The organism is Aminobacter niigataensis (genome assembly GCF_946995915.1).
Lineage (GTDB): Bacteria > Pseudomonadota > Alphaproteobacteria > Rhizobiales > Rhizobiaceae > Aminobacter > Aminobacter niigataensis.
Genome location: NZ_OX341518.1, coordinates 12,462 through 38,732 on the forward strand (window position 1 = coordinate 12,462; position 26,271 = coordinate 38,732).

General features: G+C 62.2%; 18 protein-coding genes. 4 read left to right on the plus strand and 14 right to left on the minus strand.

Annotation, left to right across the window (positions count from 1 at the left end; translation table 11 throughout):
- Positions 1 to 20: 20 nt before the first annotated feature.
- From O1Y97_RS24445 to O1Y97_RS24460, 4 genes are all read right to left on the minus strand, one after another.
- Positions 21 to 797 carry an ABC transporter permease gene (locus O1Y97_RS24445; RefSeq protein WP_108610178.1) on the minus strand — a complete coding sequence of 259 codons (777 nt, stop codon included), beginning with the start codon at positions 795 to 797 and terminating at the stop codon, positions 21 to 23.
- Positions 798 to 810: 13 nt separating this feature from the next.
- A complete protein-coding gene (locus O1Y97_RS24450; protein WP_108610177.1) occupies positions 811 to 1,602 on the minus strand; it encodes an ABC transporter ATP-binding protein in 792 nt (263 codons plus the stop codon).
- A 551-nt stretch (positions 1,603 to 2,153) separates the two neighbouring features.
- A complete protein-coding gene (locus O1Y97_RS24455; protein ID WP_108610176.1) occupies positions 2,154 to 3,032 on the minus strand; it encodes an MBL fold metallo-hydrolase in 879 nt (292 codons plus the stop codon).
- Positions 3,033 to 3,035: 3 nt separating this feature from the next.
- Entirely contained in the window at positions 3,036 to 4,493 is a 1,458-nt protein-coding gene (locus O1Y97_RS24460; protein WP_268738177.1) for an aminotransferase class V-fold PLP-dependent enzyme, read from the minus strand.
- A 116-nt stretch (positions 4,494 to 4,609) separates the two neighbouring features.
- Between O1Y97_RS24460 and O1Y97_RS24465 the strand changes: the two genes are divergently transcribed.
- On the plus strand, positions 4,610 to 5,092 hold the full coding sequence (locus O1Y97_RS24465; RefSeq protein ID WP_108610174.1) for an Lrp/AsnC family transcriptional regulator: 483 nt from the start codon (positions 4,610 to 4,612) through the stop codon (positions 5,090 to 5,092).
- Between the two features lie 28 nt (positions 5,093 to 5,120).
- Here the strand turns inward: O1Y97_RS24465 and O1Y97_RS24470 are convergent, their stop codons facing one another.
- Complete coding sequence (locus O1Y97_RS24470) at positions 5,121 to 6,269, minus strand: FAD-dependent oxidoreductase (RefSeq protein WP_108610173.1); 1,149 nt, start codon at positions 6,267 to 6,269, stop codon at positions 5,121 to 5,123.
- A 639-nt stretch (positions 6,270 to 6,908) separates the two neighbouring features.
- Between O1Y97_RS24470 and O1Y97_RS24475 the strand changes: the two genes are divergently transcribed.
- A complete protein-coding gene (locus O1Y97_RS24475; protein ID WP_268738178.1) occupies positions 6,909 to 7,616 on the plus strand; it encodes a methyltransferase domain-containing protein in 708 nt (235 codons plus the stop codon).
- A 32-nt stretch (positions 7,617 to 7,648) separates the two neighbouring features.
- The gene (locus tag O1Y97_RS24480; RefSeq protein WP_108610372.1) at positions 7,649 to 8,917 is read left to right on the plus strand and encodes a glycosyltransferase family 4 protein; all 1,269 of its coding nucleotides are present in this window, start codon (positions 7,649 to 7,651) and stop codon (positions 8,915 to 8,917) included.
- A 5-nt stretch (positions 8,918 to 8,922) separates the two neighbouring features.
- On the opposite strand, the gene O1Y97_RS24485 is transcribed toward O1Y97_RS24480, so the two are convergent.
- Genes O1Y97_RS24485 through O1Y97_RS24505 form a run of 5 tightly spaced genes read right to left on the minus strand, consistent with a single transcriptional unit; the run spans position 8,923 to position 15,604 of the window.
- The gene (locus O1Y97_RS24485) at positions 8,923 to 9,906 is read right to left on the minus strand and encodes a glycosyltransferase (protein WP_268738179.1); all 984 of its coding nucleotides are present in this window, start codon (positions 9,904 to 9,906) and stop codon (positions 8,923 to 8,925) included.
- Positions 9,903 to 11,318 carry an oligosaccharide flippase family protein gene (locus O1Y97_RS24490; RefSeq protein WP_318764295.1) on the minus strand — a complete coding sequence of 472 codons (1,416 nt, stop codon included), beginning with the start codon at positions 11,316 to 11,318 and terminating at the stop codon, positions 9,903 to 9,905. Before O1Y97_RS24490 ends, O1Y97_RS24485 begins: the two co-directional genes overlap by 4 nt.
- Positions 11,294 to 12,784: a cellulose synthase operon protein YhjQ/BcsQ gene (locus O1Y97_RS24495; RefSeq protein ID WP_268738181.1), complete on the minus strand. Its 1,491-nt coding sequence runs from the start codon at positions 12,782 to 12,784 to the stop codon at positions 11,294 to 11,296. The genes O1Y97_RS24490 and O1Y97_RS24495 overlap by 25 nt, the downstream gene beginning before the upstream one ends.
- Positions 12,785 to 12,817: 33 nt before the next feature.
- Positions 12,818 to 14,206: a polysaccharide biosynthesis/export family protein gene (locus O1Y97_RS24500; RefSeq protein ID WP_159097883.1), complete on the minus strand. Its 1,389-nt coding sequence runs from the start codon at positions 14,204 to 14,206 to the stop codon at positions 12,818 to 12,820.
- 27 nt (positions 14,207 to 14,233) lie between these two features.
- A complete protein-coding gene (locus O1Y97_RS24505) occupies positions 14,234 to 15,604 on the minus strand; it encodes an O-antigen ligase family protein (protein WP_108610167.1) in 1,371 nt (456 codons plus the stop codon).
- 169 nt (positions 15,605 to 15,773) lie between these two features.
- On the opposite strand from O1Y97_RS24505, the gene O1Y97_RS24510 reads away from it, so the two are divergent.
- The gene (locus O1Y97_RS24510) at positions 15,774 to 18,416 is read left to right on the plus strand and encodes a glycoside hydrolase family 9 protein (RefSeq protein WP_268738182.1); all 2,643 of its coding nucleotides are present in this window, start codon (positions 15,774 to 15,776) and stop codon (positions 18,414 to 18,416) included.
- A gap of 218 nt (positions 18,417 to 18,634) precedes the next feature.
- Here O1Y97_RS24510 and O1Y97_RS24515 read toward each other — a convergent pair whose 3' ends face one another.
- The 4 genes from O1Y97_RS24515 to O1Y97_RS24530 form a co-directional block, all read right to left on the minus strand.
- On the minus strand, positions 18,635 to 19,357 hold the full coding sequence (locus O1Y97_RS24515; protein WP_318764296.1) for a hypothetical protein: 723 nt from the start codon (positions 19,355 to 19,357) through the stop codon (positions 18,635 to 18,637).
- A 149-nt stretch (positions 19,358 to 19,506) separates the two neighbouring features.
- On the minus strand, positions 19,507 to 20,790 hold the full coding sequence (locus O1Y97_RS24520; protein WP_268738184.1) for a glycosyltransferase: 1,284 nt from the start codon (positions 20,788 to 20,790) through the stop codon (positions 19,507 to 19,509).
- On the minus strand, positions 20,787 to 21,479 hold the full coding sequence (locus tag O1Y97_RS24525; RefSeq protein WP_268738185.1) for a 4'-phosphopantetheinyl transferase family protein: 693 nt from the start codon (positions 21,477 to 21,479) through the stop codon (positions 20,787 to 20,789). Before O1Y97_RS24525 ends, O1Y97_RS24520 begins: the two co-directional genes overlap by 4 nt.
- Positions 21,479 to 26,113 (minus strand): MupA/Atu3671 family FMN-dependent luciferase-like monooxygenase, encoded by a 4,635-nt coding sequence (locus O1Y97_RS24530; protein ID WP_268738186.1) that lies wholly within the window; start codon positions 26,111 to 26,113, stop codon positions 21,479 to 21,481. The genes O1Y97_RS24525 and O1Y97_RS24530 overlap by 1 nt, the downstream gene beginning before the upstream one ends.
- Positions 26,114 to 26,271 lie beyond the last annotated feature (158 nt).

The following is a 26,271-nucleotide window of genomic DNA, read 5'->3' on the forward strand; positions in this document are numbered from 1 at the left end:
GTCATCGCTCACCCGTCTCCTCACATGGTCGCTGATGCCCCTGAAGCGTCGTCCTGGGCGTTGACCACTACCATCCGCTCGGCGGCAACAATGACGAGAAAGAGCAGGATACCGAGCACGCTCATGCAGACGATGGCCGCAAACATGAGTTCGGTATCGAGCGAGATGTTCGAGGCATTGATGATGTAGCCGAGGCCCTCGCCTGCAGCGACGAACTCGCCGACCACGGCCCCGACAATGGCCAAGGTGATGGAAATCTTGAGCGCTGCGAAGAAGTAGGGCATGGCCCATGGCAGGCTGATCTTGGTGAATTTCTCCCAGCCACTGGCGCCGAGCGAATCCATGTACTGCAGCAGTTCCTTGTCGACCGAAGTCAGGCCCTTGGCCGTGTTGATCACGACCGGGAAGAAGGCGATCAGCGCGGCAATGACGATCTTCGGCGTCAAACCGAAGCCGAACCAGATGAGGAACAGCGGCGCAAACGCGATCTTCGGCAGAATCTGCGCGGCGACGAGGAACGGATAGGTCAGTTCACGGATGATCCTCGAATAGGCGATGCCAATCGCAATGATGAAGCCCGTTGCGACCGCGTAGAGGAAGCCAAGCGTGATGGCGACGAAGGTCGGCCATGTATTGACCAGCAGCAACTCGCGGTTTTCCCATGCCGATACAGCGATGCGGCTTGGGGGCGGCAAGATCACCGGCTTGATCTGGAGGAGGTGAACGAGCACCTCCCAAGCGGCGAAAAACACGATGAAGACCATAGCTTGGCCGGCGGCGACACTGAGGCGGTACATGTGTGGTCCCCTATCAAGCGGTTACTGGATCGCGGTGACGCAGGAGACCGCGGATATGGCTGGCGAGCGCCAGGAACTCGGGTCGCTCGCGGGTCTCTTCGGTACGCGGCCGCTCGAACGGCACCGGGATACGTTCAAGAACCCGGCCGGGACGGGCCGACATGACCACGATCTGTTCCGACAACAGCACGGCTTCGGGAATCGAATGCGTGATGAAAACCACAGTGGTTTCAGTCTGCGCCCACAGCAGCAGCAACTCTTCCTGCAACGTCTCCCGCGTGATCTCATCGAGAGCGGCGAAAGGTTCATCCATCAGGAGGATTCGCGGCTGGAACGCCAGGGCGCGGCAGATCGAGACACGCTGCTGCATGCCACCCGACAATTCGTGCGGAAAACGATCCTCGAAGCCTTGAAGGCCGGCGATCTTGAGCCAGCGCCGTGCCTCGGCCTCGCGCTCGGCGCGGCTCATGCCGCGGCGGGCCACTTCCATCGTCAGCATGACGTTGTCGAGAGTGGTTCGCCATGGAAGCAACAGCGGTCGCTGAAAGACGTAGCCGACCTGGCCCTGGGTCTTGAGCCGGCTGAGCGGCTCGCCATCAAACAGCACCGTGCCACTCGTGGGCTGAAGGACACCTGAGAGAATCTTGAGCAGCGTGGTCTTGCCGCAGCCCGAAGGCCCGACGATGCTCAGGAACGATCCCGGGGCAATGTCGAATGAAACATCATCGAGAGCCGTGACTGTGCTGGTCTTTGTCCTGAATGAAACCGAGAGATTCTTGATCGAAATACCGGGCGCCTTGCTCATGACTGGTCGAACCGACCTGCCTGGCTGCGATCCGAACGTTCCGACAAAAGCTCCGCACTGGCGACGACAACTCTTCGCATTCACTCCCCCACTTTGTGACAACAATATGTGATCACGTACTGTGATCTGTGTCAATTGAGCCAAGCGAAAGTCAGCTTGAGAACCAGCGGGAAATGCACCCAAGCGATCGCAAATCTAGATGTACGCACGGCCCGCCCCGACCTTCGAGCGAACTGAGGCCACGCCGCGTCAAATGGCGAAGCGACTACAAACATCTTGGCGGGAACTGTTCCGGCGGAGCTCGCAAGCAATGACCCGACAAGCAGCTATTCGCGCTGAGCCCGCGAAACGCCGCTCCTAAAGATGCTGCCGGCGCTGGTTTGCGCGGAGGCCTCGTCACGATATTCTCTCGGGGTTCCCGATGCCGCCGCGCCGCGTCGAACTCGCCTGTCATCTCGTCGAGCGCTCTTCGACCGGGCCGGGCCGCTTGTCGACCTGAAGCCGGAGCCGCCAAGCGTCGAAATTCAAAACCGGTTCCAGCCTGGAGGCCTTCAACCCCAGGCGGCACCGTCAAGGGCGCCGAGGGGGAATTTCAGATAACGTGTGCCGTTGGCTTCCGGCTCCGGAAGCTGTCCGCCATTGATGTTGATCTGCAGCGCATGCAGGATCAGCTTCGGCATCGGCAGCGTGTTGTCGCGCTCGTTGCGGAAGGCCACGAATTCATCTTCCCGGCCATAGCGCGTCAGGTGAATGTTCTCGGCTTTCTGCTGGCCGACGGTGGTTTCCCAGCGCGGTTCGCGGCCACCCGGCTGGTAGTCGTGGCCGACGAAGATGCGCGTATCGCCGGGCAGAGCGACGATGTCCTGGATCGTCGACCACAATGCCTTGGCGCTGCCGCCGGGAAAATCCGCCCGCGCGGTGCCGCCATCCGGCATGAAGACAGTGTCGTGCACAAAGGCGGCATCACCCACGACGTAGGTGATGGAAGCCAGAGTATGGCCGGGCGAGAACATCACGCCGGACTTGATGCCACCGATGTCGAAGCTGTCGCCTTGCTCGAACAGCCTGTCCCATTGCGAGCCATCGGTACGCAGGCTCGGCCAGTTGTAAATGCCGGCCCAGAGTTTCTGCACGTCGACGATGCGCGCCCCGATGGCGGTCGGTGCGCCCGTCCTGGCCTTCAGATAGGAGGCCGCCGAGAAATGGTCGGCATGCGGGTGCGTGTCGAGGATCCACTGCACCTCAAGGTTCTGGTCGCGGACGAAGTCGAGCAGCCGGTCGGCATTGGCCGTCGCCGTGGCACCCGACTTTTCGTCGAAATCGAGAACCGGATCGATGATGGCGCACAGCTTCGTCTGCGGATCGCTGACCACATACTGCACCGACCAGGTGCGAGGATCGAAGAAGGCGGCGACGTCGGGCCTTGCCATGGCTTACGCCTCTGCCAGTTCGGCAATGCGCGGATAGAAGATCGCGCGGCTGGAGTCGAAATCATACTGCGGTACGTATTGAGCCGCGTCGGCGGCGATCCGCGCCACCGAATCCAGGATGAACTTCACCTTCTCCTCGGACAGCAGGACGCTGAAATTGAGCCTGATGAAGCCTGGCTTCTTCATTTCCTCGCCGGCCCTGATCGCCGCGCGCATCTGCTCGGATTCCTCCTCGCCGATGCCGAGCAACCGGTGGACATAGGGCCCGGCGCAGGCGCAGCCGCCGCGCGCCTGGATGCCGAAGCGGTCGCTCAGCATGCGCGTGACGAGTTGCTGGTGAACATGGCCGCCCTTGCCGTCCCTGACGCGGAACGAAAAGATCGGCAGCCGCTGCGCGTCGAGCGAACCCAGGAGTTCCAGCCGGTCGACACCGCGCCAGGCAGCCATCGCCCGACGCGTGAGTTCGGCATTCCGCGCCTGCATGGCATCGGCACCCAGCGCATCCTTGACCAGAAAGGCGAGTGCCGCACGGATGTCGCCGACGACATTGGGCGTACCCGCCTCCTCGCGCGCCTCGATGTTGTCGCTGTAGTCGTGGCCGGTCGGCGAGACGAACTTGACCGTGCCGCCGCCCGGCCATGACGGCTTGGTCGTGACCACGGCATCGCGGCGAACGATCAGCACGCCCGAGGCGCCCGGACCACCGATGAACTTGTGCGGCGACACCACCAGCGCGTCGATCTCGACGTCTTCGGCCGGCGTCATGGCAATGGGAAGATATGGACCGGCGCCAGCATAGTCCCAGACGGCCTTGGCGCCCGCGGCCTTGATGCGGCGAGTGACGGTGGCGACGTCGGTGACGATGCCGGTGACGTTGGAGGCCGCCGAGAAGGCACAGACGGTGAGGTCGGCCGGAACCGAGAGCGCTGCATCGAGCACTGCGAGATCAGGACCGCCTGCTGCACATTCGGCGATCTCGACCATCTCGGCACCGCTCTCGCGCCAGGGCAGGATGTTGGAATGATGCTCATAGGGGCCGATGATGACGCGGACGCGCTTGCCGGCGGCGACAGCGTCGGTGACGCCGAGCAGCTTGACCAGCCGGTTGAGGCCGGCAGTGGCACCCGACCCGGCGAAGATCACCGCATGGTCACGGGTCGCGCCGCAACAGGTGGCGATGGCCGCGCGCGCCTCGCGGCGCAGCCGGGTCATGAAGCCGCCGCAGTAGGACGCCTCGGTATGGCTGTTGGCGTAAAACGGCAGGACTTCCTCGAGGATGAAACGCTCGATCTGCATCAGTGCGCGGCCCGAGGCGACGTAGTCGGCATAGACCAGAGCCTTGGTGCCGAACGGGCCCTCGATCCTGGCGTTCTGGCCGACAAGCCCTGCCTGGAGTGCGGCGACCGTGTCAACGGCGATGCCCTGCCTGAAACCCTGCAGCAAACCGGCGTTGGCGGACATCTTCGCACTCCTCTGACAGCGAAACTCTTGCGGATCGGAATAGGCAAGGATTCTAATCGCGTTTCAGTGGAGAAACCTTATCGTTTTCTCGCGACAGCAGCGCCAAATTGGGTCATATGATCTCGATCATGGAAAAGATCGACGAAATTGATCGCAAGATCCTGGCATGCCTCCAGAAGGACGGCTCGATCTCGCAGCGTGATTTGGCCGAACGTGTCGGGCTGTCGCAAAACGCCTGCTGGCGCAGGCTGCAACGGCTGAACACGACCGGCCTGATCCGCGGCACCCACGCCGACATCGACGTGGCCGCACTTGGCTACGACCTGACCGTCTTCGTGATGATCCGCACCCGCCACCACTCCAAGGAATGGGCCGACGATTTCCGCAAGCATGTCGATCGCCTGCCCGAGGTCATCGACTTCTACCGCATCGGCGGCGACTGGGACTACCTGATCAAGGTCGTGACCAGGGGCATGTCGGGTTACGACGCCTTCTACCAGAAGCTCATCACCAATTTCGATCTGGCCACGGTAACCGGCTTCTTCTCGATGGAAGCGATCATCGACAATCGCGCCGCCGACCTAAACCGGCTGAAGTAGTCGCGTTCAGTCGCTGACAGGGCTTCGGTCAGGCCAGGCCCAGGTAGCCCGCAAGTTCCTTTGCTGCCGCCCCGCCGGCCCGGTTGGCGCCGACCGTCGAGGCGGATGGGCCATAACCGACGAGATGGATGCGCGGGTCCCTGGCAACCTGCGTTGCCAGCCTGCCGGACATGACGATGCCGCCATTATCCTCGCGGATCTGCAACGGCGCGAGATGGTCGAGCGAACTGCGAAAGCCTGTGCACCACAAGATGACATCGGCCTTTTGTTCGGTCCCATCGGCCCAACGAACGCCGTGCTCGGTGATGTCGCTGAACATCGGCAGGCGCTTGAGCACACCGCGCGCGCGGGCCGCTTCGAGCGCCGGCGTGATCGGAATGCCGGTTACCGAGACCACGGACCCAGGGATAAGCCCGCGCCTGACCCTGTCCTCGACGAGGGCAACCGCGGCGCGCCCGTCCTCAGGCGTAAACGGGCCTTCTCGGAACTGCGGTTGCCGGCGGGTAACCCAGGTCGTTGACGTGACCTTCGAGACTTCGTCGAGCAATTGCAGGGCGGAGACGCCGCCACCGACGACAATGACATGCTTGCCGATGAATTCGTCGGCCGTGCGATAGTCGCGCGTATGCAGCTGCCGCCCCTCAAATAGCGCGGCGCCGGGATATTCGGGAACAAAAGGCGTTTCCCAAGTTCCCGTCGCGTTGATGAGGCCGCGGGCGGAAAAGGTTTCCCTGTCGGTCTCTATGCGGAACCTCTCGTTGCGCGCGCAGACGACCTTGACCGTCACCGGACGGTAGACAGGCAAACCGAACTTCTGCTCGTAGGCCGCATAATATTGCGGCACAGCCGAGGATGCTTTCACTTCCGGAGCGCTGGTATCGACCGCGTCGGCAAACTGCATGCCGGGAAGGTCGTGGATCCGATTGACCGTGCTCAAAGTCAGGGACGGCCATCGATGTTGCCATGCACCCCCCGCTCCCGTGTTCTTGTCGAGCACGAGATAGTTCCTGCCGGGCGTCAGGCCGAGTTTGTGCAGATGATAGGCCGAGGAGAGCCCGGCCTGACCGCCGCCGATGACGACGATGTCTACCTTGAAAGCGGCGCGAACATCGCTCCGACCGGCGTGATTTTCAGCCTGCGACGCAGGCGAGTCAGGGGATGTATTTTCAGCGGTCATTTCCAAGCCTGAAATATCGAACTGCTGAATTCAAGTCGTGTCGTCGCTCCCGCGATGCAAGTTCGAGATGCCAAGGCGACGCGACGCGATGATCCAAGACGGTGCTACTGGCAGCGCATGCGGGAGGCCCAACTGGTCGGCATAGCCGACCGTTTCCGGCCTTGAGGCCACGCTTTGCATCAGTCATCGAGGATAGGGCCCGTATTGGTCCGCTTCGAGCAACCTCACGCAAGGCGAATACATATCCATGGGGCGGAGTCATCCCGCATGCCGGAAAAGCACGAAGTCCAAAAGTCACTCCGGCCAGCTTGGACACGCGGCCTGTATAGGGTGCCAAGAGCGACACAGGGGCGCCTAAAACTGACCCATATGTCCTCCATCTGACCTGGGTCCCACAGAATCTAGAAAAGCACAGAAGCGCTGCAAGTCCTGTTTGCGTCTCATTCAAACAATTTTATCCCGCTCCCTCGCGCAGCCGTGTGGATCAAGGGGCTTGAAGGCCCCAGGCTCGAGCATATCGACCACTTGGACTCAACCTAAGCTGCCAGTTAACCAATTGTTAACAATTGCCTACATCTTCCATCAGCATTTGCTACACGTGACCTGAAATGTACTGGCTCAAGCTACGGGACGCAGGAGATGGCTGATACGGATGTGGACGTGACCGAACGGAAAAGCTCGGGGCGCGCGGACCCATACGCCAACCGGAACAGTCGGGAGAGCCAGTTCCGGGCCAACCGGTTCAAGCTTGTCCAGGAGATCATACAGTCCATATTGCGTGCCAAGGGGAGTTGCAGAATTCTCGATTTGGGCGGCACCGAAAAATATTGGGATATCGGCGCAGAATTCATTCAGGACCATGCCGGCGTTCTGCATATCACGCTGGTCAACACCGACCCCGTCGATGTCAAGAATACCCGTCTCTTTGCCGCGATTGAAGGCAGCGCCACCGACGAGGCCCTGCTCCGGGGCCAGAAGTTCGACTTCGTACACTCAAATTCGGTGATCGAACACGTCGGCCAGATCCCCGACATGCAATTGTTCGCCGAGAACGTACGACGCCTGGGCGAACGCCACTACGTCCAGACACCAAACTACTGGTTTCCCTACGAGCCGCACTTCCGGTTTATCGGCTTCCAGTACCTGCCGGAACGACTGCGCGTCGAGTTGCTACACCGGTTTGCGCTTGGTTTCTTCAGCCGTCAGGACGACCGAAACAACGCGGCTTCGCTGGTGCGTGGCAGCCGCCTGCTCTCCACAGCAGAAATGAAGCGCCTGTTTCCAGATTCTGAAATAAGATTCGAGAAATTCCTTCTTTTCAATAAATCTATAATTGCTTTCCGATAGTCGTGCTTGCAAGCAAGACATGGAGCCAACCGGTGAAGATCTCATATCTTCTCAACACCTACCCGATACCGAGCACGACCTTCATCCGAGGTGAAATCGAAGCCTTGGAAGAACTCGGCCTAAAAATTGGGAGGCTTTCCGTTCGCCGTTTTGGCGGGACGCTTGTTGACCGGTCCGATCAGGCAGAGATGGTGTCGACCCGCTACCTCCTCACCGGCAATGCTGCGGGGCTCATCGTTGCCTTTGGGCGGGAAATCCTGACAAACCCGCGCGGTCTGATTCATGCTCTCCCCGTGTTCCAGCAGATGCGCCGCAAAGCCTATGCCGGACTTGTGCATCACATCGCCTATCTGATGCAGGCATGTTATCTGCGCCAGGAAGCCCGCAGACAGGGCATTGCTCATGTCCATGCGCATTTCGGCACGAATCCTGCCGCCGTCGCGATGCTGTCGAAACTGCTTGGCGGGCCGAGCTACAGCTTCACCGCGCACGGTCCCGATGAATTCACTGACGCTGCGCATATGAGCTTCGACCTCAAGATCAAGCATGCCGCTTTTGTCGTGGCGATCTCCGATTATTGCAGCGGCCTGCTCGCATCGCTGGCCAATCACGGGGACGCACACAAAATTGTCATTTCCCGATGCGGCCTCAAGTTGGAGGACTTCGAACCGACCCCTATCCCAGGCGAGAACCGCACACTGGTGTGCATCGGCAGGCTCTGCCCCCAGAAGGGCCAGGTCCACGTTCCCGCTGCTGTCGCGGCATTGCGGGCGGAATTTCCCGATATGAAGGTCGTTCTGGTCGGCGACGGTGAAAGCCGGGCAGAAATCGAGGCCGAAATCGAGCGTCACGATGTCGGCGCACAGGTCATCCTGCCGGGATGGGCATCCAACGATGAGGTTCGGAAAATCCTGAAGGAGAGCCGCGCCATGCTGCTGCCGAGCTACGCCGAAGGCCTGCCGGTGGCGATCATGGAATCGCTGGCGCTGTCTCGCCCTGTCATCTCCACGACGATCGCCGGCATCCCTGAACTCGTGGATGAAGAGTGCGGATGGCTGGTCGAACCAGGCAACCACCAGCAACTGGTCGACGCGATGCGGTCAGCCCTGGCAGCACCGGCAGACGTCCTGGCTCGCATGGGCAAGGTCGGGCGCGAACGTGTCGAACGCCTTCATGACCGGAGACGTCTGGCGCTCGAGTTACAGCGGCTTTTCACGGAAGCTACCAGCACTGGCCACAACAGCAGCTCGGCACAGAGCCCGCTTCAAGGCGGAGCGAACTTCCAGCCCGCCGCCGAGTAGAATACTTACTTGTATTCTATCAACCCCTGGCGTCGGCCCATCAGGCGGTTCAGCGCATATTGCGCAACGCCCTGCATCTCGGGAAACTTTGCCAGCAACGCGAAGGCCGCGTAGAGCCAGGCGAGCCGGTGCCCGCCGTCGCGCAACGCGATGCGGGCGATCTGCAACGGATAGGCGGCAAGCAGCAGCAGGAACGCGGGGTGCAAGATCACACCGCCCAGCACTGCTCCCAACGGCAGCACGCAGCCCCAGAACACGGCACGCAACACGTTGCGCCGCCAGATTTCGTGGGGCGATCCAAGGTGACGATGTGCAACCTCCGCAAAGGCATGGCCGGCGCGTTTCGACCTGCTCCACCATTGGCCAAGACGCGTGATGTTCGCATCGTGCAGCGTCATCTCCGCATCCAGCCGATAGATCTTCCAGCCCGCTGCACGCAGGCGCACGCACATTTCCGGTTCCTCGCCGGCAATCAGGTCTGCCGCATAGGCCCCAATTGAGGCAAGTGCATTGACACGCGCCAGGCAATCGCCGCCACAGGCGAGCGCGTCGCCAATCGGCGTGTCCCATTCGCGATCACACAAGGCATTGTAGATGGTCGCATCCGGAAAGCGTTCCCGACGGCGGCCGCAGACGATCGCGTAGGCTCGGTTTTCGGCGAGAAATCCGGCAGCTTCAGCCAGCCAGCCCGCGTCGATCCGACAGTCGCCATCGACGAACTGCACCAATTCGACAGTCGGCACCAGTCGCCGGAGTTGGGCAAGTCCGGCATTGCGGGCCCGCGCCGCAGTGAAGGCAACAGTCATGTCGAGCCTCACGACCGCCGCCCCCAGCCTTTCCGCGACCTCCGCGCTGCCGTCGGTCGAGCCGGAATCGACGTAGGCCGTGCTGGCGATCAACTCGCCGAGGCTTTCCAGGCAGGCAACCAAGCGGGGCCCCTCGTTGCGGCCTATCACCACCACGCCAACGGTCGGGACTGCAGCATTCATGAGCGGAACGCCTCCAGCGCGCCGTCGAATGCCGTCCCGTAGCCGGCCTCATAACGAACGAAGGAAAACATCAGGATGAACAGCACGAGCAATGCGGTCGTTGCCACATCTTGCCGGAAGAAGGCGATCCGCTCGCGATACTGGCCGATCAGGATGGGAAAATAACGGCAAAGTTCGCTGGCGGTGATCATCAAGACGGCGCCGGCAATGCCATAAAATTGCAAGCCGAGTGGGATCGCGACGACCATGAACAGCAGCTTCGTCATGTTGCCCGCCGCACCGTACACGGGACGTCCAAGCCCCAGCAGCGAATATTCCGATATGGTGCAAAGGAGAGAGCACCAGACGCCGAGAAGGAGAACCGGCAGGATCCAGCCTGCATCCTGATAGCGTGGGTCGTAGACGAGCCAGACCGCAAAATCCGAAACCGAAACCACAAAGCCGATGCACGCGGCGAAAGCAAGCAGGAGCCGCAGTCGCAGCGGCCGCATCTCGGCGCGGAGCACGCCCATCTCTTGGCCCCTGCGCGAGGAAACCACTGGAAAGATCAAGGAATGGCTGAGCCGGCCCACCAGTACCGAGGGAAGGTCGGCAATCGTCCGCGCTATGCCGTAGACGCCAAGCACGGCAAGCGGCACCGCATGGCCGAGATAGAGCTTGTCGAAACTGGCGCAGAGGAAGGAGAGCAGGGAAGACAGGAATATCCACTTGCCGAACGACATGATCTCGCGGGCATAGGATGCCTGCCATGCGAACCACGCGCGGCCATAGGGCAAGAAATAACTTGCGAGCGTTCGCACGCCCATCGCCAAGATATTGGCAGCGAGAAGCGACCAGATCGTCGGACTGTAGAGCGCCAGCGCGATCACCAGGCCGACATTCACAAACTCGACCATGAGATCGAACAGGTTCAGCTTCACGAACTGAAGCTGGCGCTGCAGCATGTAGATCGAGACCGAGGTGCCTCCCCCAAGCAAGAGGACGACCGCAGACAGCTGAATCGCCGAAGACGGAAGGGAATAGAGCTGCCCCAGAGGGGCAGCCAGAACAAACATCAGGCTGGAAAGAAGGAAGCCTCGGATGAGTTGGATAGTCCAGGCCGTGTCCCGGAACCTGAGTTCCTCGCCCTTGCTGTTGTGGACAATATTCTGGCCAATGCCAACGTCAGAGATCAGTTCGATACCGTTGCGCAAGGTGCCGATGATCAGCAGCGCGCCAAAGACTTCCGGCATGACCAGTCGTGACAGGATTACGTTCGACCCGAACCGCAGCGCGACCGAGACGAAATAGACGCCGGTGGTCCAGATTGCCCCGTGAAGGAGGCGTTTCGCAGAAATAGCCATCAGGCCCGTGCCCTGTCCTGTTTGCCTGAGAGCTGAAATTGTATCTAGCGCCCGAAAGTCGGCAGCCACTTGAATACCGGTTGGGGATCGCAGCGATTGAGGATCGACCCAACTAGTTTTTCCCAAACGGGCGGCGTTGCCGACAAAGCCACAGACAGCGCCTCGTCCGAAACACGACCGGCTTCGACGACCAGGACGAAGGAATCGATGAAGCGAGCCGATGCGCGAAGATCACCGGCAGCGTCGAGCGCAGGCAGGTCGAAAACCACCAGATCATAGGCCGCTGCCTGGTTCAGGAGGTGCTCCATGCGGCCTGCCCATAACATCCCCGGCGCCTTGCCGGCCTGGCCGTAGGGCAAGGTGTCCAGCCCCGTTCTCGTATCCTGGACGATCAAGGCTTTCAGGTCGCTCTCGCGTCCCTCGATATAGTCGACGAGGCCGCGGCGATTCGCATACTCCATGGATTTCGACAGTTCCGGCCGATAGGATTGGGCATCGACGAGCAGAGCGCGTTTGCCCATCTGGGCAATATGAAGCGCAAGATTGGCGGCGAGCACGGTCTTGCCCTCACCCGGGAGTGCCGAGGTCACGCCAAGTGACCGCATATGCGGAGTGGCGGCCAAGGGAAGAATTGCTACGCTAGCCAGCCGCAGCGTCTGCCATTCCGGCGTTCCGGGGCGGCGGGCAATCTCCGACAAAAGCGCAGGACTGCCCTGCTTCGAAGAAGCGTGATCGTGCTGCACATTCGGAATCACACCGAAGCACTCTACACCCACGGCGGAGGTTAGTTGGTCTGTTCGGCGGAAACTGCGATCGAGAAACGCCAACGTCAGTGCAGCCACGAAGCCAGCCGCGCCACCGACAACCCCCGCCAGGGCTATGATGACAAGGCCACGCGGATTGCTCTTGTCGACCGGCGGCGTGGCAGCAGACATCACCTGCGCCTTCGGACCTGCCTCGCGAAGCCGGTCCCGCAGCCACCCGCTGGCCGATTGAACGGCTTCCGCACGGTCCGACTCCTGCTTTGCCATGTAGGCACGCGCCACCTCGTTGGCGACGGTCGCGGCATGCTGGGGGGTCCCTGATGTATAGCGTATCTCGACCAGATTGCTCTGGCCAAGACGCTGGATAGCGAGGCCACCGCGCAACGCCTTGAGGGCACCCTGCTGATCCAATGCGTCAGGCTCGCCGAGCTTCAGCGTCTGAATGACATTGGAAAGAACCGGCGTGGAGCCGATGGTCTCGATCTGCGTCTCGAGGAAGGTCGGATCGAACTGTGACTCGGTGAAGAACGCGTCCTCGCCGCTGGTCGTCAGCCGCAGATTGGTGATGTTGAGCACGGCCGACGCCGTATACAGCGCTGGACGAAGCGAGACATAGGCAACCGCAAGTGCTCCACACAGCACGCCACCCGCAAGGATAAGCCAGAACCCCTTCAGGGCCGATCTTATCATCCAGCGCCAGTCATAGAGACTGGCGTCCGACGCCACGCCCTGCTGGATTGGCAATTCCTTCGGGTGTCGCGATTCAAGCATGGTGGTGCCTACAGTAAGCCAGTGCTGCGGTGGTCAGGGCCGGGTCGTCGGCGTTTCGACCTGCAGCGCACCGGTCATCTCCGTTGCCACGCGGAAGACCTTGACGATGTCTCCAGGCTGCACGCGCGTCGTTTCGGTGGCGTCGAACTCGGACGTCCCGTTGTCGTCGGTCCGCACGATCCTGAAGCGCAACTGCGGGGCAGTCTCGGACTCGGCCAGTCGAGAGAGGTTCGATGAATAGTACGCAGCGCTGTCCAAGATCCGGGTCGAGGTGTCGTTCTGCTCGGCGATGGCGCGCAGGTCGATGGCAATGCGCTGGACGCCGGACAGAGCCGCAGCCCGGCGATGCTCGTCCAGTGTGGCGATCTCGCGCGTCGCGATGTTGATTTCCTGGCGCGCCCGCAGTTTGCCGATCTCCAGATCCTGCTGCTCGCGCTGAACGTCGCTCAGGCTGCGCTCCAGCGGCCCAAGGCGATGAACGGCGAGATCCTGCTTGGCCAGTCGACGTATCGTCTCAAGTTCGCCTTTCGTTGAACCCAACTTCACGGCGACGTCGGCAAGCTGCTGGTCAAGCGCCCCGATTTCCTGCTGTCGCATGGCAATCGACGCTTCAAGGCTGCGTCGTTCGGCACGATGGCGCCCAAGTTCCGTAGCGAAGATACGACGCTGCTCCTCGACAGCTTTTGCATGTTCGGGAGTTGCATCGCCGGGTGCTGCGCCTATGTCCTCGGCACCATCGAGCTGTGCCTGCCAGCGTTGCTGCTCGGCCAGCAGGTCCCAGCGCCGCGCTTCGTTGAGTTTCAACTCGCCCCGGCTCGAAATCGCCACGCGTTCGAGGTCCCATTGCGAGCCTTGCTCCGGCCGATAGGCGCCGCCACCGAGGCTCAGGGCATTGAGAATCATCATGCCGGGCCGATAGGCATATTCACCGGGGGTGGTCACGCTGCCGAGGATGTAGAAGGGACGATAAGCAACGATATCGACCGTCGCGTCTGGCATCTGCTGGAGATTGGCCTTCTCCTGGAGGCGCGCCGCGATCGAGGCCGCAAGTTCAGGCGTGCTCAGCCCCTGTGCCGGAATCTGACCGAGCATCGGCATCAATATGTCGCCGCCGGCACCAACAGTCAGCTCGCCGGTCAGCGCCGGCCATTCGGAAACATGGATGCGCAATCGGTCCTGGGGACCAAGCTCGTACTCGACCGTCTCGGCCAGGGCATTGCCGGGCAAGCCAAGCAAGCTCAGCAGCGCTAGGCTGGCGACGATGGCGTCGCGTGCCGCGTACAGCTTTCTCCGTCCATCAAGCAACTTCATCGAATCGCTCCCAACAATATCTGGCAACAACCCAAAGCTGTTATCGTGCAACCCCTGACATATGCTGAAGATGTTCGATGATGCCGGATGAAATGGCCGTATCGGCGCCACTTTCGTCGTTCATGGTTAATACTGTCCTCATACTGCATTGATCGGCATCACTTTCGTTGGCACCGCTTGCCGTGCATTCGTGCCTGGCGCCTTCAGGCGCAAGGCGATGCCGAAGACCATGCCCATCGTCATGGCCAGCAGATATTGGATTTCCTTGATGAAGATCACCCATTCGTAGAAGGAATGGAGATAAGCGATCAGGAGGGTCACGCCGAAGCCGAGAAGCAAATTGCCCTCCAGTGTGCCCCTCGAGCGCCATCCGGTCCACCACGCGACGAACATGGGCACGATCAGCATGATGCAGAACGCGATCACACCCGGATATCCGGCCTCGGCGGCGGTCAGCCAATAAGCGTTGTGGACAATGTTATTGCGGTTACCCTCGAAGCCGATGACGCCAGCTCGCTCCGAATAACCAAAGTCCCGGGCCATATGAACGTAGTGGTTGATGCCGACGCCGAGCGGAAAGTCATCGAGGATGAGCGATGCCGCACGATTGAAGGCCGCGCGCTCGTCATATTGGCTTTCTCCCAGCGGGTTGAGTTCGAAGCGGTTGGAGAATGTGGAAATTGCCAGGGGCGCCACGATGAGAAGCGAGGCGAGCGCGGCAAAGCCGACCGCCATCTTGCGCTGCGTCAAGCCGGCAAGCGCCTGCGTCACGAACAGCGTCCCCAATCCGATCACCGAAAACCCGACCGTCGCACGTGATGCCGTGAAGACGACCACGACGATCGTCGCCACAACCATGCCGACCAGATAACGGACGTGGCGATAGCCGGCCAGTAGCAGGGCAAGGTGCGGGAAGAGGACGAAGTGGGCCGCCATGCCGAGCGTGTTCTGATGGATGAAGAGACCCATCGTCTGCGGCAATTGAAGCTGGAATCGCTGGTACAGGACGGCAACGAAATGCGCCGCCATGCCAATCGCCATTCCTTTCAGGATCAGGAAGGGCACATCCGGATCAGCGCTGGCACGAGCCACCACCACCATGACGAAGAAGATGCGGACGAATTGCAGCAGGCCGAAACTCGCGGCGACCGGCTCATCGGCTTGCAGCAGCGAAAGCGCGGCAGCGAAAATGTAGAGAAGGAACGGCAGCTTGCACCACATGGGCAGCCTGCCGCGGGGCAAGGTGAAGAGAACCGCAGCAGCGAGCAAGTCGATGATCGTCACCTGCAGGCCGTATACGAAGCCAATCCAATAGCCGGACCAGGAAAGCAATCCGATGTCAAACATCGGGATGGCGGCGGCAAAAAATGGCAGGGCGCCGAAAACTATCCAGAATGGCTTGCGCAGCGCGGGCGTGCTTCTTAACAGCAAGCCGAGCGGAAAAATCGCAAGCAAAGCGAGAAAAAGCACCCCGAACTTCAAAGAACGATAACCCTTATGGCTCGACATGGGTGCAATAACATGGCGCCTGGGAACTCCGGGTTAACGTCCGAGAACAACCCGACGGAAGGTTAACGACAACGTGGTCTTCGCATTTCGTGTGTTTCTCATGGCGTTGCTGACCTTGCCGGCGAGTGCTCGCGCCAATCCACCCGCGGTCGAAATCGCGGAGATCGCAATGGCTGCACCTGATATCATCGCTGTCGAACTGCGCGATCCGTCGTTCGTGCGTGGGCGGATCGTGACCTTGCCCGAGCCGATGCCGCAGATGCGTGGGCGGTGGACTGCCGTCGATGGGGTGCCAGGCCTGGTCATCGGGCCGAAAGCCGACCATGTCCGGCTCTCGGACACGCCACCCGGCACATTCCTCGACCGAGCCAGCGTCGATGCTGCCGGCCTCTACGGTACGATTGGCGGACGTCGCGTCATCTCGGTTCATCGCAAATCCATGCCCTACGATTCCGGGCTCTATCCCGGCCCGAATGGCGACACGCGGACAGGCGCCGCCTTCAAGCATCAGATATATCTCAAGCTCGACGGTCCCCTGCCGCAGGGCACACATGTCATCCGCTGGCCAAACGGCATGCTTGCCGACCGAAGCTTCACCTTCGACGACCGGACGACCCGCGCGGTGGCGATCCGTTCGACGCAACTTGGACATGCGACAAAGGACACGGCGAAGGCCGGTTTTCTTGCGCTCTGGCTGCCGGGCGGCAAGGACGACGGCGCGGTCGATTTCAGGGACTACGGCACTACCGCCTTCGACATCATCGATCCCGAAGGCAAGACGGTCTTCGCTGGCACCATAAACCTGCGCAAAAATCCTGGCGACGCCGAACCGGGCAATGGCCTGCCCAAGCCGCTGATCGACTACACCACGGCAACCGCACCGCGCATCGCGATCCGGTCACTCGACACGAATGCCCGGCGCGTGACGACGGTTGCGCCACACGGCTTGACCGATGGTCGGCGTGTAGGTCTCGAACGACTGGGCGGCGAACAGGATCCCAGTGCGGTCTTCGGCACCGTGTCCGAGTCCACGGCCAACGCATTCACGCTGGACGATCCAAACGGGCGGCTTCCGGCAACCCTCTCCCCCCAGGCAACAGCCACCCCAGCATACAGCGCCAACCGCGCCGGAACCTTCGTCTTCGAGCTCGACTACTCCGCCTGGATGCCGCAGTCAGGCGGACCATTCCGACTGCGTGTTCCGGGCCTCGGCGTTTCGGACCCGTTTCAGGTCGAACCGGATATCTGGCTGAGCGCAGCGCGGGTTTCCATGACGGGACTCTACCACCAGCGCAGCGGCATCGAGATTGATGGGCGTTTCGGCTACAGCCGACCTGTCGCCTTCCGGCCCGGCCCCGACATGTCCATCGTCGAAAGCAGGCTGCCACTGACCTGGTCGTCCAATTTCGACACGGGTTTCATTGCCTTCGAGGAAGGTGTGAAGTCGCGCTGGCGCACCGAAAGAAAAGCGTCGGACAGCTATTGGGGCGGCTACATGGATGCAGGCGACTGGGACCGTCGCATCCAGCATGTCGAGGTCGCGGCCCTTCTGCTCGAAGCCTTCGAGGCCCTGCCTGAGGCACAGCGCGGGACCAGCTTCGATCTGCCGAAGTCGAGCGCCCTGCTCACCAACCCCACCTATCGCGATACCGACGATCTGCCGGACCTCCTCCATGAAGCGATCTGGGTCATGGATTTCTTCCGCAGGCTGCAGACCGACGACGGAGGCATTCGCGGCGGGATCGAGAGCGCAGCGCATCCCATGCTGGGCGAACCAAGCTATCTCGAGCGGCAGGAGGTCTATGCCTACGCGCCCGACCATATCTCGACCTACAAATACGCCGCTGTTGCCGCAAAACTTGCGCGCATTCTGAAAACGCGGGGCAAAGCGGGCGCCGCCATGCTTTTCGAAGACAGCGCCCGCGCAGCGTGGGCGGCCGCGGAACGCGGCTTCGCCGACCCAGACACCTATTATCGCGACGCGATTGTCGTCGCTACGGAGACCGGCGCGTTCGGACCGGGCGGCTGGCCTGCACGACGCGAGCAGTTGCAAGGTATCGCTCGCGAATATCGCGGCGCCGCGGCGGCAGCACTCTACCGGCTCCTCGGCAGCACCGAACATCGCGATATCTTCGAAGCGTCCTGGCGCGATGACCAGGGACTTTTTGCACACAAGGGCGATGCTGCCTGGGACTATCTCAAGACAGCCGGCTCGGATGCGGGGATAGGCGAGGAAATTGCGACGCGTTTCGCCGCGGAAGCCGCAATCATCACCGACGTGCAGCAACATGCCGCCTACCCAAACATGAAGCATCCTTATGCCCCTGCCGGGTGGGGAGAAGGCGGCGCGCCCGACTACAACCAGACGCAGACGCTGATCCGCGCGCATCTTCTGTCGGGCGACCCACAGATCCTGCAGGTCGTGGAACAGGGATTTCAGGCCATGGTCGGGGTCAATCAGGTAGGCCTGAGTTTCGTGACCGGGATCGGGGCTCGACAGATCCTGCATCCATTGCACGAGGATCACCGTGCCATGGGCGTCGCCGCGCCGAGCGGCATCACCATCTTTGGCTTCGCTTCACAGAACGCGACCGCCTACAGCTGGGTGTTCGGCCCGGCATGGTCGCCGCTAGCAGAGTCGGGCACGACCGAAAACGCACCACAACGCCGCATCGAACCACCACGCTTTTCCCTGCCCTATCACGAATATCTGGTCGAGCACCCCGCGGTCATCATGCAGCAGGAATACACGGTGCATCAGTCCATCGGAACCATGGCCGCGCTGGCGCTCTACCTGCACGGCCGGCAGTAACGCGGCAGGTCAATCGCTGTAGGCATTGCGCAGGTTCCAGCCGAACCGTGCCGTATCCCGCAGGCGCTGAATCGCCACGCGCGGCCAGGAGAAGTCGGCGCGATAGGTCTTGCCGACATAGCCGGAATAAGCCCAGGCAAACGAGAGTGAAATACCGCCGGAGCATTGATCAAGAGGCTCGGCACGGTACCGGCTGAGGAAATCCGCCGCGAAGCTCTTCAGCGTCTGCGCTTGCGCGTGCTTACTCCCGCCGGCATGCGCACCGTCTGCGCGTCCAGCCCCTCGATCGTCGCCAGGACTATCAGCGCAATATAGGCCTCGCCAAGTTCCGTCGAATGGACGGTGTCGGTAAACAGCGCCCGTACGATGTCTTCAGGTGACATATCTTCAAAGCCAGCGCGGGGAGCGCTGGTGAGATGGTCGACCAGTTCGGCCAGGGCGAGGCTCGCCGGGATGAAGCCGATGCCTGACGTGCTCTTGCCAGACGCCGCGGCACCACTGGCGGCTTGCACCGCGCATCGCCAGACCGGCAAGGCAAGCCGTTCATAGGCGATCCAGTCCCGCGGATCCTCCTTGTCTGACACGTCCAGCCACGGCGCCATGAACCAAATCGCCCCCAAGGGATTGGTCTCGAGGAATCGGCCCTGGTATTCGGCGAGATAACGCACCGTGCCTTGCCGCATGATCGTATCGAGCAGGGAGTGCAGTTCCGTCACGAGCAGAACGTCATAGGTCGCGCCCCCAACGGACGGTTGGCGAAATTCGGCGAGGACGTCGACGGAGCCGCCATTGCGATCCATGCCAGCTTTGAAGCCCGACCAAGGGCGCTCGGGATCGGATCCCATGGAGCGCTGTTCGAGCGACGAGCCGCCGATGTTCTGCATGTTCCAGACAACGGGCCGGCCCGCGCCCGCGGCCATTTCCGCCAGCTTGTCGAGCATCGGCCGGTCCGTGAGGCTGTGGCCGGAAACAAACAATCTCATCGGCGCAACCCGCTCCAGGGTTTGCTCCGCGGCGGAAAGGACGCTTGCCGCCGGAGCAATGAACAATCCCGCTGCGCACAGCACCAGCAGTCGTCGTAAGCCCCACATCACGCGTAGGATGCAATCAGTTCGGCGCGTTGACGATAGACCGTCGCCTCATCGAAACGACGACCGCATGAGGCAGCATCACGCACCAGTTTGACGAGGCGACCGCGATCCCGATCCAATTCGGTAATGAGCTTTGCCAGGCCCACGAAATCATCCATGGCGCTGAACATGCCACCGCCGGCACCTTCGACCAGGCCCACCGGATAGTGGGTACCATATCCCACGATCGGACACCCCGAGACCAATGCCTCGATCAGGCAGCGCGGCGATTCAGGCGTCTTGTGGCAAAACAGGAAGAGATGGCTTTCGCGTAAGGCATCTAGCACCTTGTCACGGTCGCCTACATAGCCGGCCAGTTCGACATGGTTTCCAAGGCCAAGCTGCTTTACCGTCAACTGCATCTGGTCCAGCAGCGGGCCGTCACCGAGCCAGGTCGCCCGAACATCGACGCCAGCCTGTACGACGCCGTGTATGACGCGCAGCCAGTCTTCCGGCCCTTTCATTGCAACCGCACGCCCAACATAGACGACGCGCAGCGGTGCAGCCGCCTCAATCCCTGCCAGTTTTTGCTCGATCTGTTCGGCATTGATGAAATCCTCCGGCTGCGTGTGGACGTCATAGACGCAGGCAGGATTGGACGAATACTTCTCGTAGGCTTTGAAAGTATCCATGCCCTGGAAAAGGCCAAGCGAGGACTTGCGCACCAAATGTCGATGATAGGCTATCATCACCGGCAGCGTCATTCTTTCCTTGACGCGACGTCGAAACCGCAAAGCATGCAACGTGTTGCGCAGGACGTCATGTTCGACGCGGTCAAACCATGTCGCGAAGCGGCGCCCTTGTTTGATCGCTTCGAGGGCAGCAACACCACCCCAATCACCAAAGACGTACCCGAGCGTGAAGCACAGCTTGTCAGCTTTGCCGATCTCCTCCGCCAGTTGCCGACGCGTTGCCCGATATGCACGGGCAAATGCTCCGATCTTGTAGGCAAAGGGCAGCGGCACGATGCGCATGCGGTCCCGATTGGGCAGGCTATCTATGTCGACCCAGGTCACGGATGCGTCGTCGCAGTCATCGCTCTCCTGCAACAGACCGCAATAGACGACACGCTCGAAATGCTCGGTCCAGCGTACTAGCCCGGCACATGTCTGGTCATCCAGTTGAAGACCGCGTGGTCCCCGACGCAGACGCACCATGGTGACCAGGAGCAACGTTTGGCCGCGCGCGGTAGCTTCCATGGCCGCGCCCATGTGCCTTTGTTCGTCGTATTGCACCAGGCTCATGCCGACAGTTCCCTTTGCGCGGCTTTTTCCTTGACGTTTTTCAGCGCAACGCCAGTGGCAATGAATTCGGATGTAATCGCGATGCGGCCACTGGCTTGGTAGCCGGACAGGAACGGCTCGGCGTCCACGCGAATCCTGGCAAGGAAGCTGCCGCTGACCATATCCAACGCTACCGAAACGGCATGAAAATCGATGATTTGTCGCGATAGCGGGTATTGAGCCTTGTAGACGCTTTCCTTGGCGGAGAAGATGGCCTTCGCTAGGAGCCCTCGCCCAGGCTCAGCCTGCCTCGCCAGCCACCGTAGCTCGTCGTCATCGCATATCGTGTCGAGGAGGTCGGTTTCCAGCGGCGTTGCCGGTTCGACATCTATGCCGAGCGCGCTGCAATCTTGGCTTTCGCGCGCCACGGCAGCCACGCACCAGCCGGAGCAATGGCTGATGCTTCCGACGATGCCGGCCGGCCAGACTGGCGCCCGATCCGACGCTGCAGGGATCGCAGCCTGTGGCACGCCCAGCGACGCCATCGCCTGGCGTGCCAGCGATCGGCCTGCTGCAAACTCGCGGCGACGGGATTCCGTCGCTCGCGACACATAGGACTGCTCGATGGGATACATCACTGCGGCCAGCGAGCGGGGATCCCCCTGCGCTGTCGCCACATGCCCATCGAATAGCCCGGCGAGCAGACCCATCAGCTTTCTCGCAGGCGCTGCATCGCGGCGCGCCGGTCGCCGAGTGCGGCACGGCGCATGGCGGCGCGGTCTGCAACCTGGCTGAGCCGCTCATCCGACTTGCCGCGGTCGGCAAGATGCGCAGACAGCGCCGCCACCGTCGGGAAGCGGAACAGATCGGTGATGGCGATGTCGGGCGCGACCGATGCCTTCAGTTCCCGGTGCGCCTGCACGGCCAGCAGCGAATGACCTCCGAGCGCAAAGAAGCTGTCGTTGAGCCCGACACGCTCGACGCCGAGGATCCGGCGGAAGGTTTCAGCGATTTCCCTCTGCACGTTGTCGACCGGTGCGACGTAGATCTCGGCTTCCGCCTCGCGCTTGGCCTCAGGCTTCGGCAGGGCCTTGCGGTCGACCTTGGCATTTGGCGTCAGCGGGAAGGCGTTGAGCGTCACGAAATGCGCCGGCACCATGTATTCCGGCAGCGACCTCACCAAATGGGCGCGCAAGGCACTCTCGTCGAGTTTCTTCTCCTTGAGGCGCAGATAGGCGACAATGCGCACGTCGTCGGCGCGATCCTCGCGAGCCATCACGACGCTCTCGGCGATACCGGGGAATTCGGCGATCCGCGATTCGATCTCGCCGAGTTCGATGCGATAGCCCCGCACCTTGACCTGATGGTCGGTGCGGCCGAGGAACTGCAGGACGCCGTCGGTGGTGTAGCGCACCAGATCGCCGGTGCGGTACATCCTGCCGTCGGCGAAGGGATTTGCCACGAAGCGCTCGCGGGTCAGGTCGTCGCGCCCGAAATAGCCGCGCGCCACGCCCTCGCCGCCGATGACGAGTTCGCCGGCCATTCCAGGCGCGACAGGACGAAGCGAAGCATCAAGCACATAGAGCTGCGTGTTGGCGATCGGCTTGCCCAGCGGCACGACGCCCTCGCCAATGTCGGCCGTCATCGTCGAGGACCAGATGGTCGTCTCCGTCGGGCCATACATGTTTTCGACCGGTGCCGACGTCACCTTGCGCAGTTCGGCCAGCAAGGACGCCGGCAGTGCCTCGCCGCCGATGAGAAGATGGCGGACCTGCTTGATCGCCTTCCGGTCCTCCTCGTTGACGAGGAACATGCGCGCCATCGACGGCGTGCATTGCAGATGCGTCACATCATGCGCGGCGATATCGGCTGCGAGCGCGCTTTGTGGGTTGGCTTCGTCCGCATCCGTCCCGCGCGACCGCGCGACCACCTCGGCCAGCGGCTTCAACCGCTCCAGCACGATGTCGCTCGGGATGCCATAGTCGATCAGGCAGGCAACCTCGTCGACCCCTATGGCCGCGATCTGGTCGACGCGGGCGAGCGCATCATCGACCGTGCCGAACAGGCCGCTGTCCTCGAAATAGCGCAGGAAGGCGAATTCCAGGATGGCATCGAGTTCGTCCGGCTGCAGCGACTGCAGGTCGATGTCCATCGGCTGGACCACGCCCTGTGGCTTCTTGAAGGCCGGGAAGGCCCAGGCATATTGCTTGATCAATGCAGCAGCGCTGCGCAGGTAGTCCTTCATCGGGCCGCGCGCGCGCTCCCGCACCTCCTCGCGATCCTCGCCGAGCAGCGTGTGCAGCATCAGCGTGACCTTGTGCGCGCTCGGATCGTGGCCAGCCTCGGCCAGCGCCTCGCGATAGACGCGGATCTTGCCGGCCAGCTCGTCGATCGACTGGCCGAGCAGATGGGTCAGCACATTCGCGCCCAGGCGGCCGGCTTCGCGGTAGGTGTCGGTATTGCCGGCCGTGGTGATCCAGACCGGCAGCTCCTTTTGCACCGGCCGCGGCTGGGTCACGACACCCAGCTTGCCACCGCCGAAATCGAACTCGACCTTCTCGCCGCGCCACAGGCGGCGCACGGTCTCGATGTCACGCAGCATAGCCGCCTTGTTATGCGGCGGCGCGTTCTCCGGCCGCAGTACGAAATCCTCGGGCATCCACCCCGACGCGAAGGCCAGGCCGACGCGGCCGTTGCTGATGTTGTCGAGGATGGCCCACTCCTCGGCGACCCGCGCCGGGTGATGCAGCGGCAGGACGCAGGAACCGGCGCGAATTGCCAGGTTCTTCGTCACGGCAGCGACAGCCGCTCCCGTCACCGCGGGGTTCGGATAGGGACCGCCGAAGGCATGGAAATGCCGCTCCGGGGTCCACAGCGCCTGGAACCCGTGCTCGTCGGCGAATTTCGCGCCTTCCAGCAGCAGCCGGTATTTCGCCGGTCCCGCTCCGTCGTCATTGCCCCAGTAGAACAGACCGAAATCCATCGGCGTCTTGCCGCTTGCGCGGCGCGCCACTGCCGGAGCCGCGTTCTTGTGGTCATGCACGTCGCTTGCATGGATCACCACCTTGAAGCCGCGCGCCAGCGTCCAGAACAGCTCGAGCACGGAGATGTCGAAAGACAGGCTGGTGACGGCGAGCCATACGGGCTGCCCGGCTTCATCGACCGTGATGCGGTCGTCCATGCCAACGAAGAAATTCGCGACATTGCGATGCTCGACCATCACGCCCTTGGGGCGGCCTGTCGAGCCCGACGTGTAGATCATGTAGGCAAGGTTGGCCGGGGTGACGCCGCTGCGCGGCCGCTCGGCACTGCCTGGCGTCGCGAGGACGTCCTCGATGTTCACGCGCCGGGCGCCGTCCACGGCAAGCGATCCATCGAGCGAACGCTCGCTGAGCACCACCGGCGCGCCGCTGTCTTCGACCATCAGGGCAAGCCGGTCAGCCGGGAACATCGGATCGAGCGGCACATAAGCACCGCCGGCCTTCTGGATCGCCAGTGCACCGATGACGAGTTCCGGCGAACGTGAGACATGGAGGCCGACCAGCGTGTCGGGTTTCACCCCGAGTTCGATCAGGCGGTTGGCGACGCGATTGGCCTTTTCGTCGAGTTCGCGATAGCTCAGCGACCGCTCGCGGAATGCGACCGCGATCGCGTCCGGCGTCAGTTCGGCCTGGCGTTCGATCAGCGTATGCACACAAGCCGTGCGGTCATGGTCGCGGGCGGTCTCGTTCCAGCCATGGAGCACGCGCTGACGCTCGTCATCGGACATCAGCGGCAGGTCTGAAACCGCCTTGTCGCCAGCCGCAAATGCAGCGGCGAATATGCCCAGCCGGGACAGCATGTCGGCAAGGTCGCGCGCGCCGATCCGCGCCCGATCGGCCAACACCAGGGCCTCGTCCGCACCGAGCACAAAAGTCAGGGCCGCCCCCTCGACAATGCTTGACTGGGCCGGCGACGCGGCTTCCACCAGCCCGACGGTCAGGCGCGGAGCCACCAGCCCGGGAACGCGCTCCACCAGGTCGGACACATGGGTGCCGCGCTCGCGCTGCTTGGCTAGGGCTTCATTTGTCCGCACCGCGAAAGCCTCGGCCGTTTCACCGTCCGGAGCCTCGACGCGGAACGGAACTGACTTGGCGAAATAGCCTGGGAACTGGCTATCCAGCGCTGCGATGGCGTCCGTCGCATAAGCGATATCGAGCGAATCCTGGCCGGAGAACCGAGCCAGGAAGGCGACAATCGCGGCTGCTCGCGAGCCCGTTGGGACCGGCATTTGCAGCGGCTGCGCGATCACCTGCGCCTGACCGTCCGGCGACCATGCCTTGACGTCGGGCAAATCGACATCGCGCGCGGCAGCAAGCGCCTTGCGGAAGCGCCCCTCATGGCGGGCGGTCCGCGCAACTGCCTCGTCCAGCACCTGTCCTTCTGCGTCGGTCATCGCAGGCAGGCGCATCGCCTGGCTGAGGCAGGAACTCAGCGTCTCGCCGGCATTCCGCCCAAGACCTTTTCCCTGCACCAGTACGTGCTGGTCCGCCGCGGCAATGACGGCACCGTCATCAGAAACCGAGATCACCGTGCCTGCAGGCTGGCCGTCGGCGTGCCCGATTGCCTCGAACTTCGTGACCGCGAACAGGCCGGATTCGGTACGCACCTTCGCCCGGGCCAGCGGGTTGGCATAGCCCGAGCCGAAATCGAGCCCGCGCGCCACGCGCGACAATGTCTGCGCATCGCGGTCGAAAAGCAGCGTTCCAGCCGCCGCCGGGCGGCGGTCCCTGGCGTAGTAGGTGCGCTGCGACAGCTCCTGCGCCTGCGGCGCTAACGCGCCTGTTTCGATGGCGGTCAGCATTTCGTCGAAGGTCGCGATGCCCGCTTCGAAGCATCTGGTATTGAGGGTGAGTGCCGTCTCGTCCGGGCCGATCTCGACCATGCGCTGGGCGTAGATATCGCCCTCGTCGACCCGAGCCGTCAGCGCATGCCAGGTGACGCCGTGGCCTGCCTCGCCTTCCATGATCGCCCAGGCCGGCGCATTGAGGCCGGCATAGCGCGGCAATGGACCGTCATGGAAATTCGCCGCACCCTGCCGTGCGTTGCGCCAGAGTGCATCCGGGATGATGCGTAGATTGGCCGCGCTGAAAAGCCAGTCATAGGCGACTGTCGCGAGCCGCACCTCGACGTCGCCGTCGAAGGCGCAGACCGGGAGGCCAAGGCCTTCCGCCCAGTTCCGGATCGACGCATTGTCCGTGACGATCATCGCGACGGCATGGCCATGGGCCCGCACGATCTCGGCGCATTGCACCAGAAGCGACTCGTCCCCGATCAGAACGCATTCCAATTGCCCTGATGGCATGTGCCCGACCCCATGAACTACGATTGCTGCCGTATCTATATACGAATTGATCTAAACAAGAATGAGAATACCCTCCTTGTTTTCCATCAGGACTTCAATGTTTGGTTAAGGCTGTAGCGCGACAGTGGCATCAATATCGTCGCAGGGGCTGCGGGTCT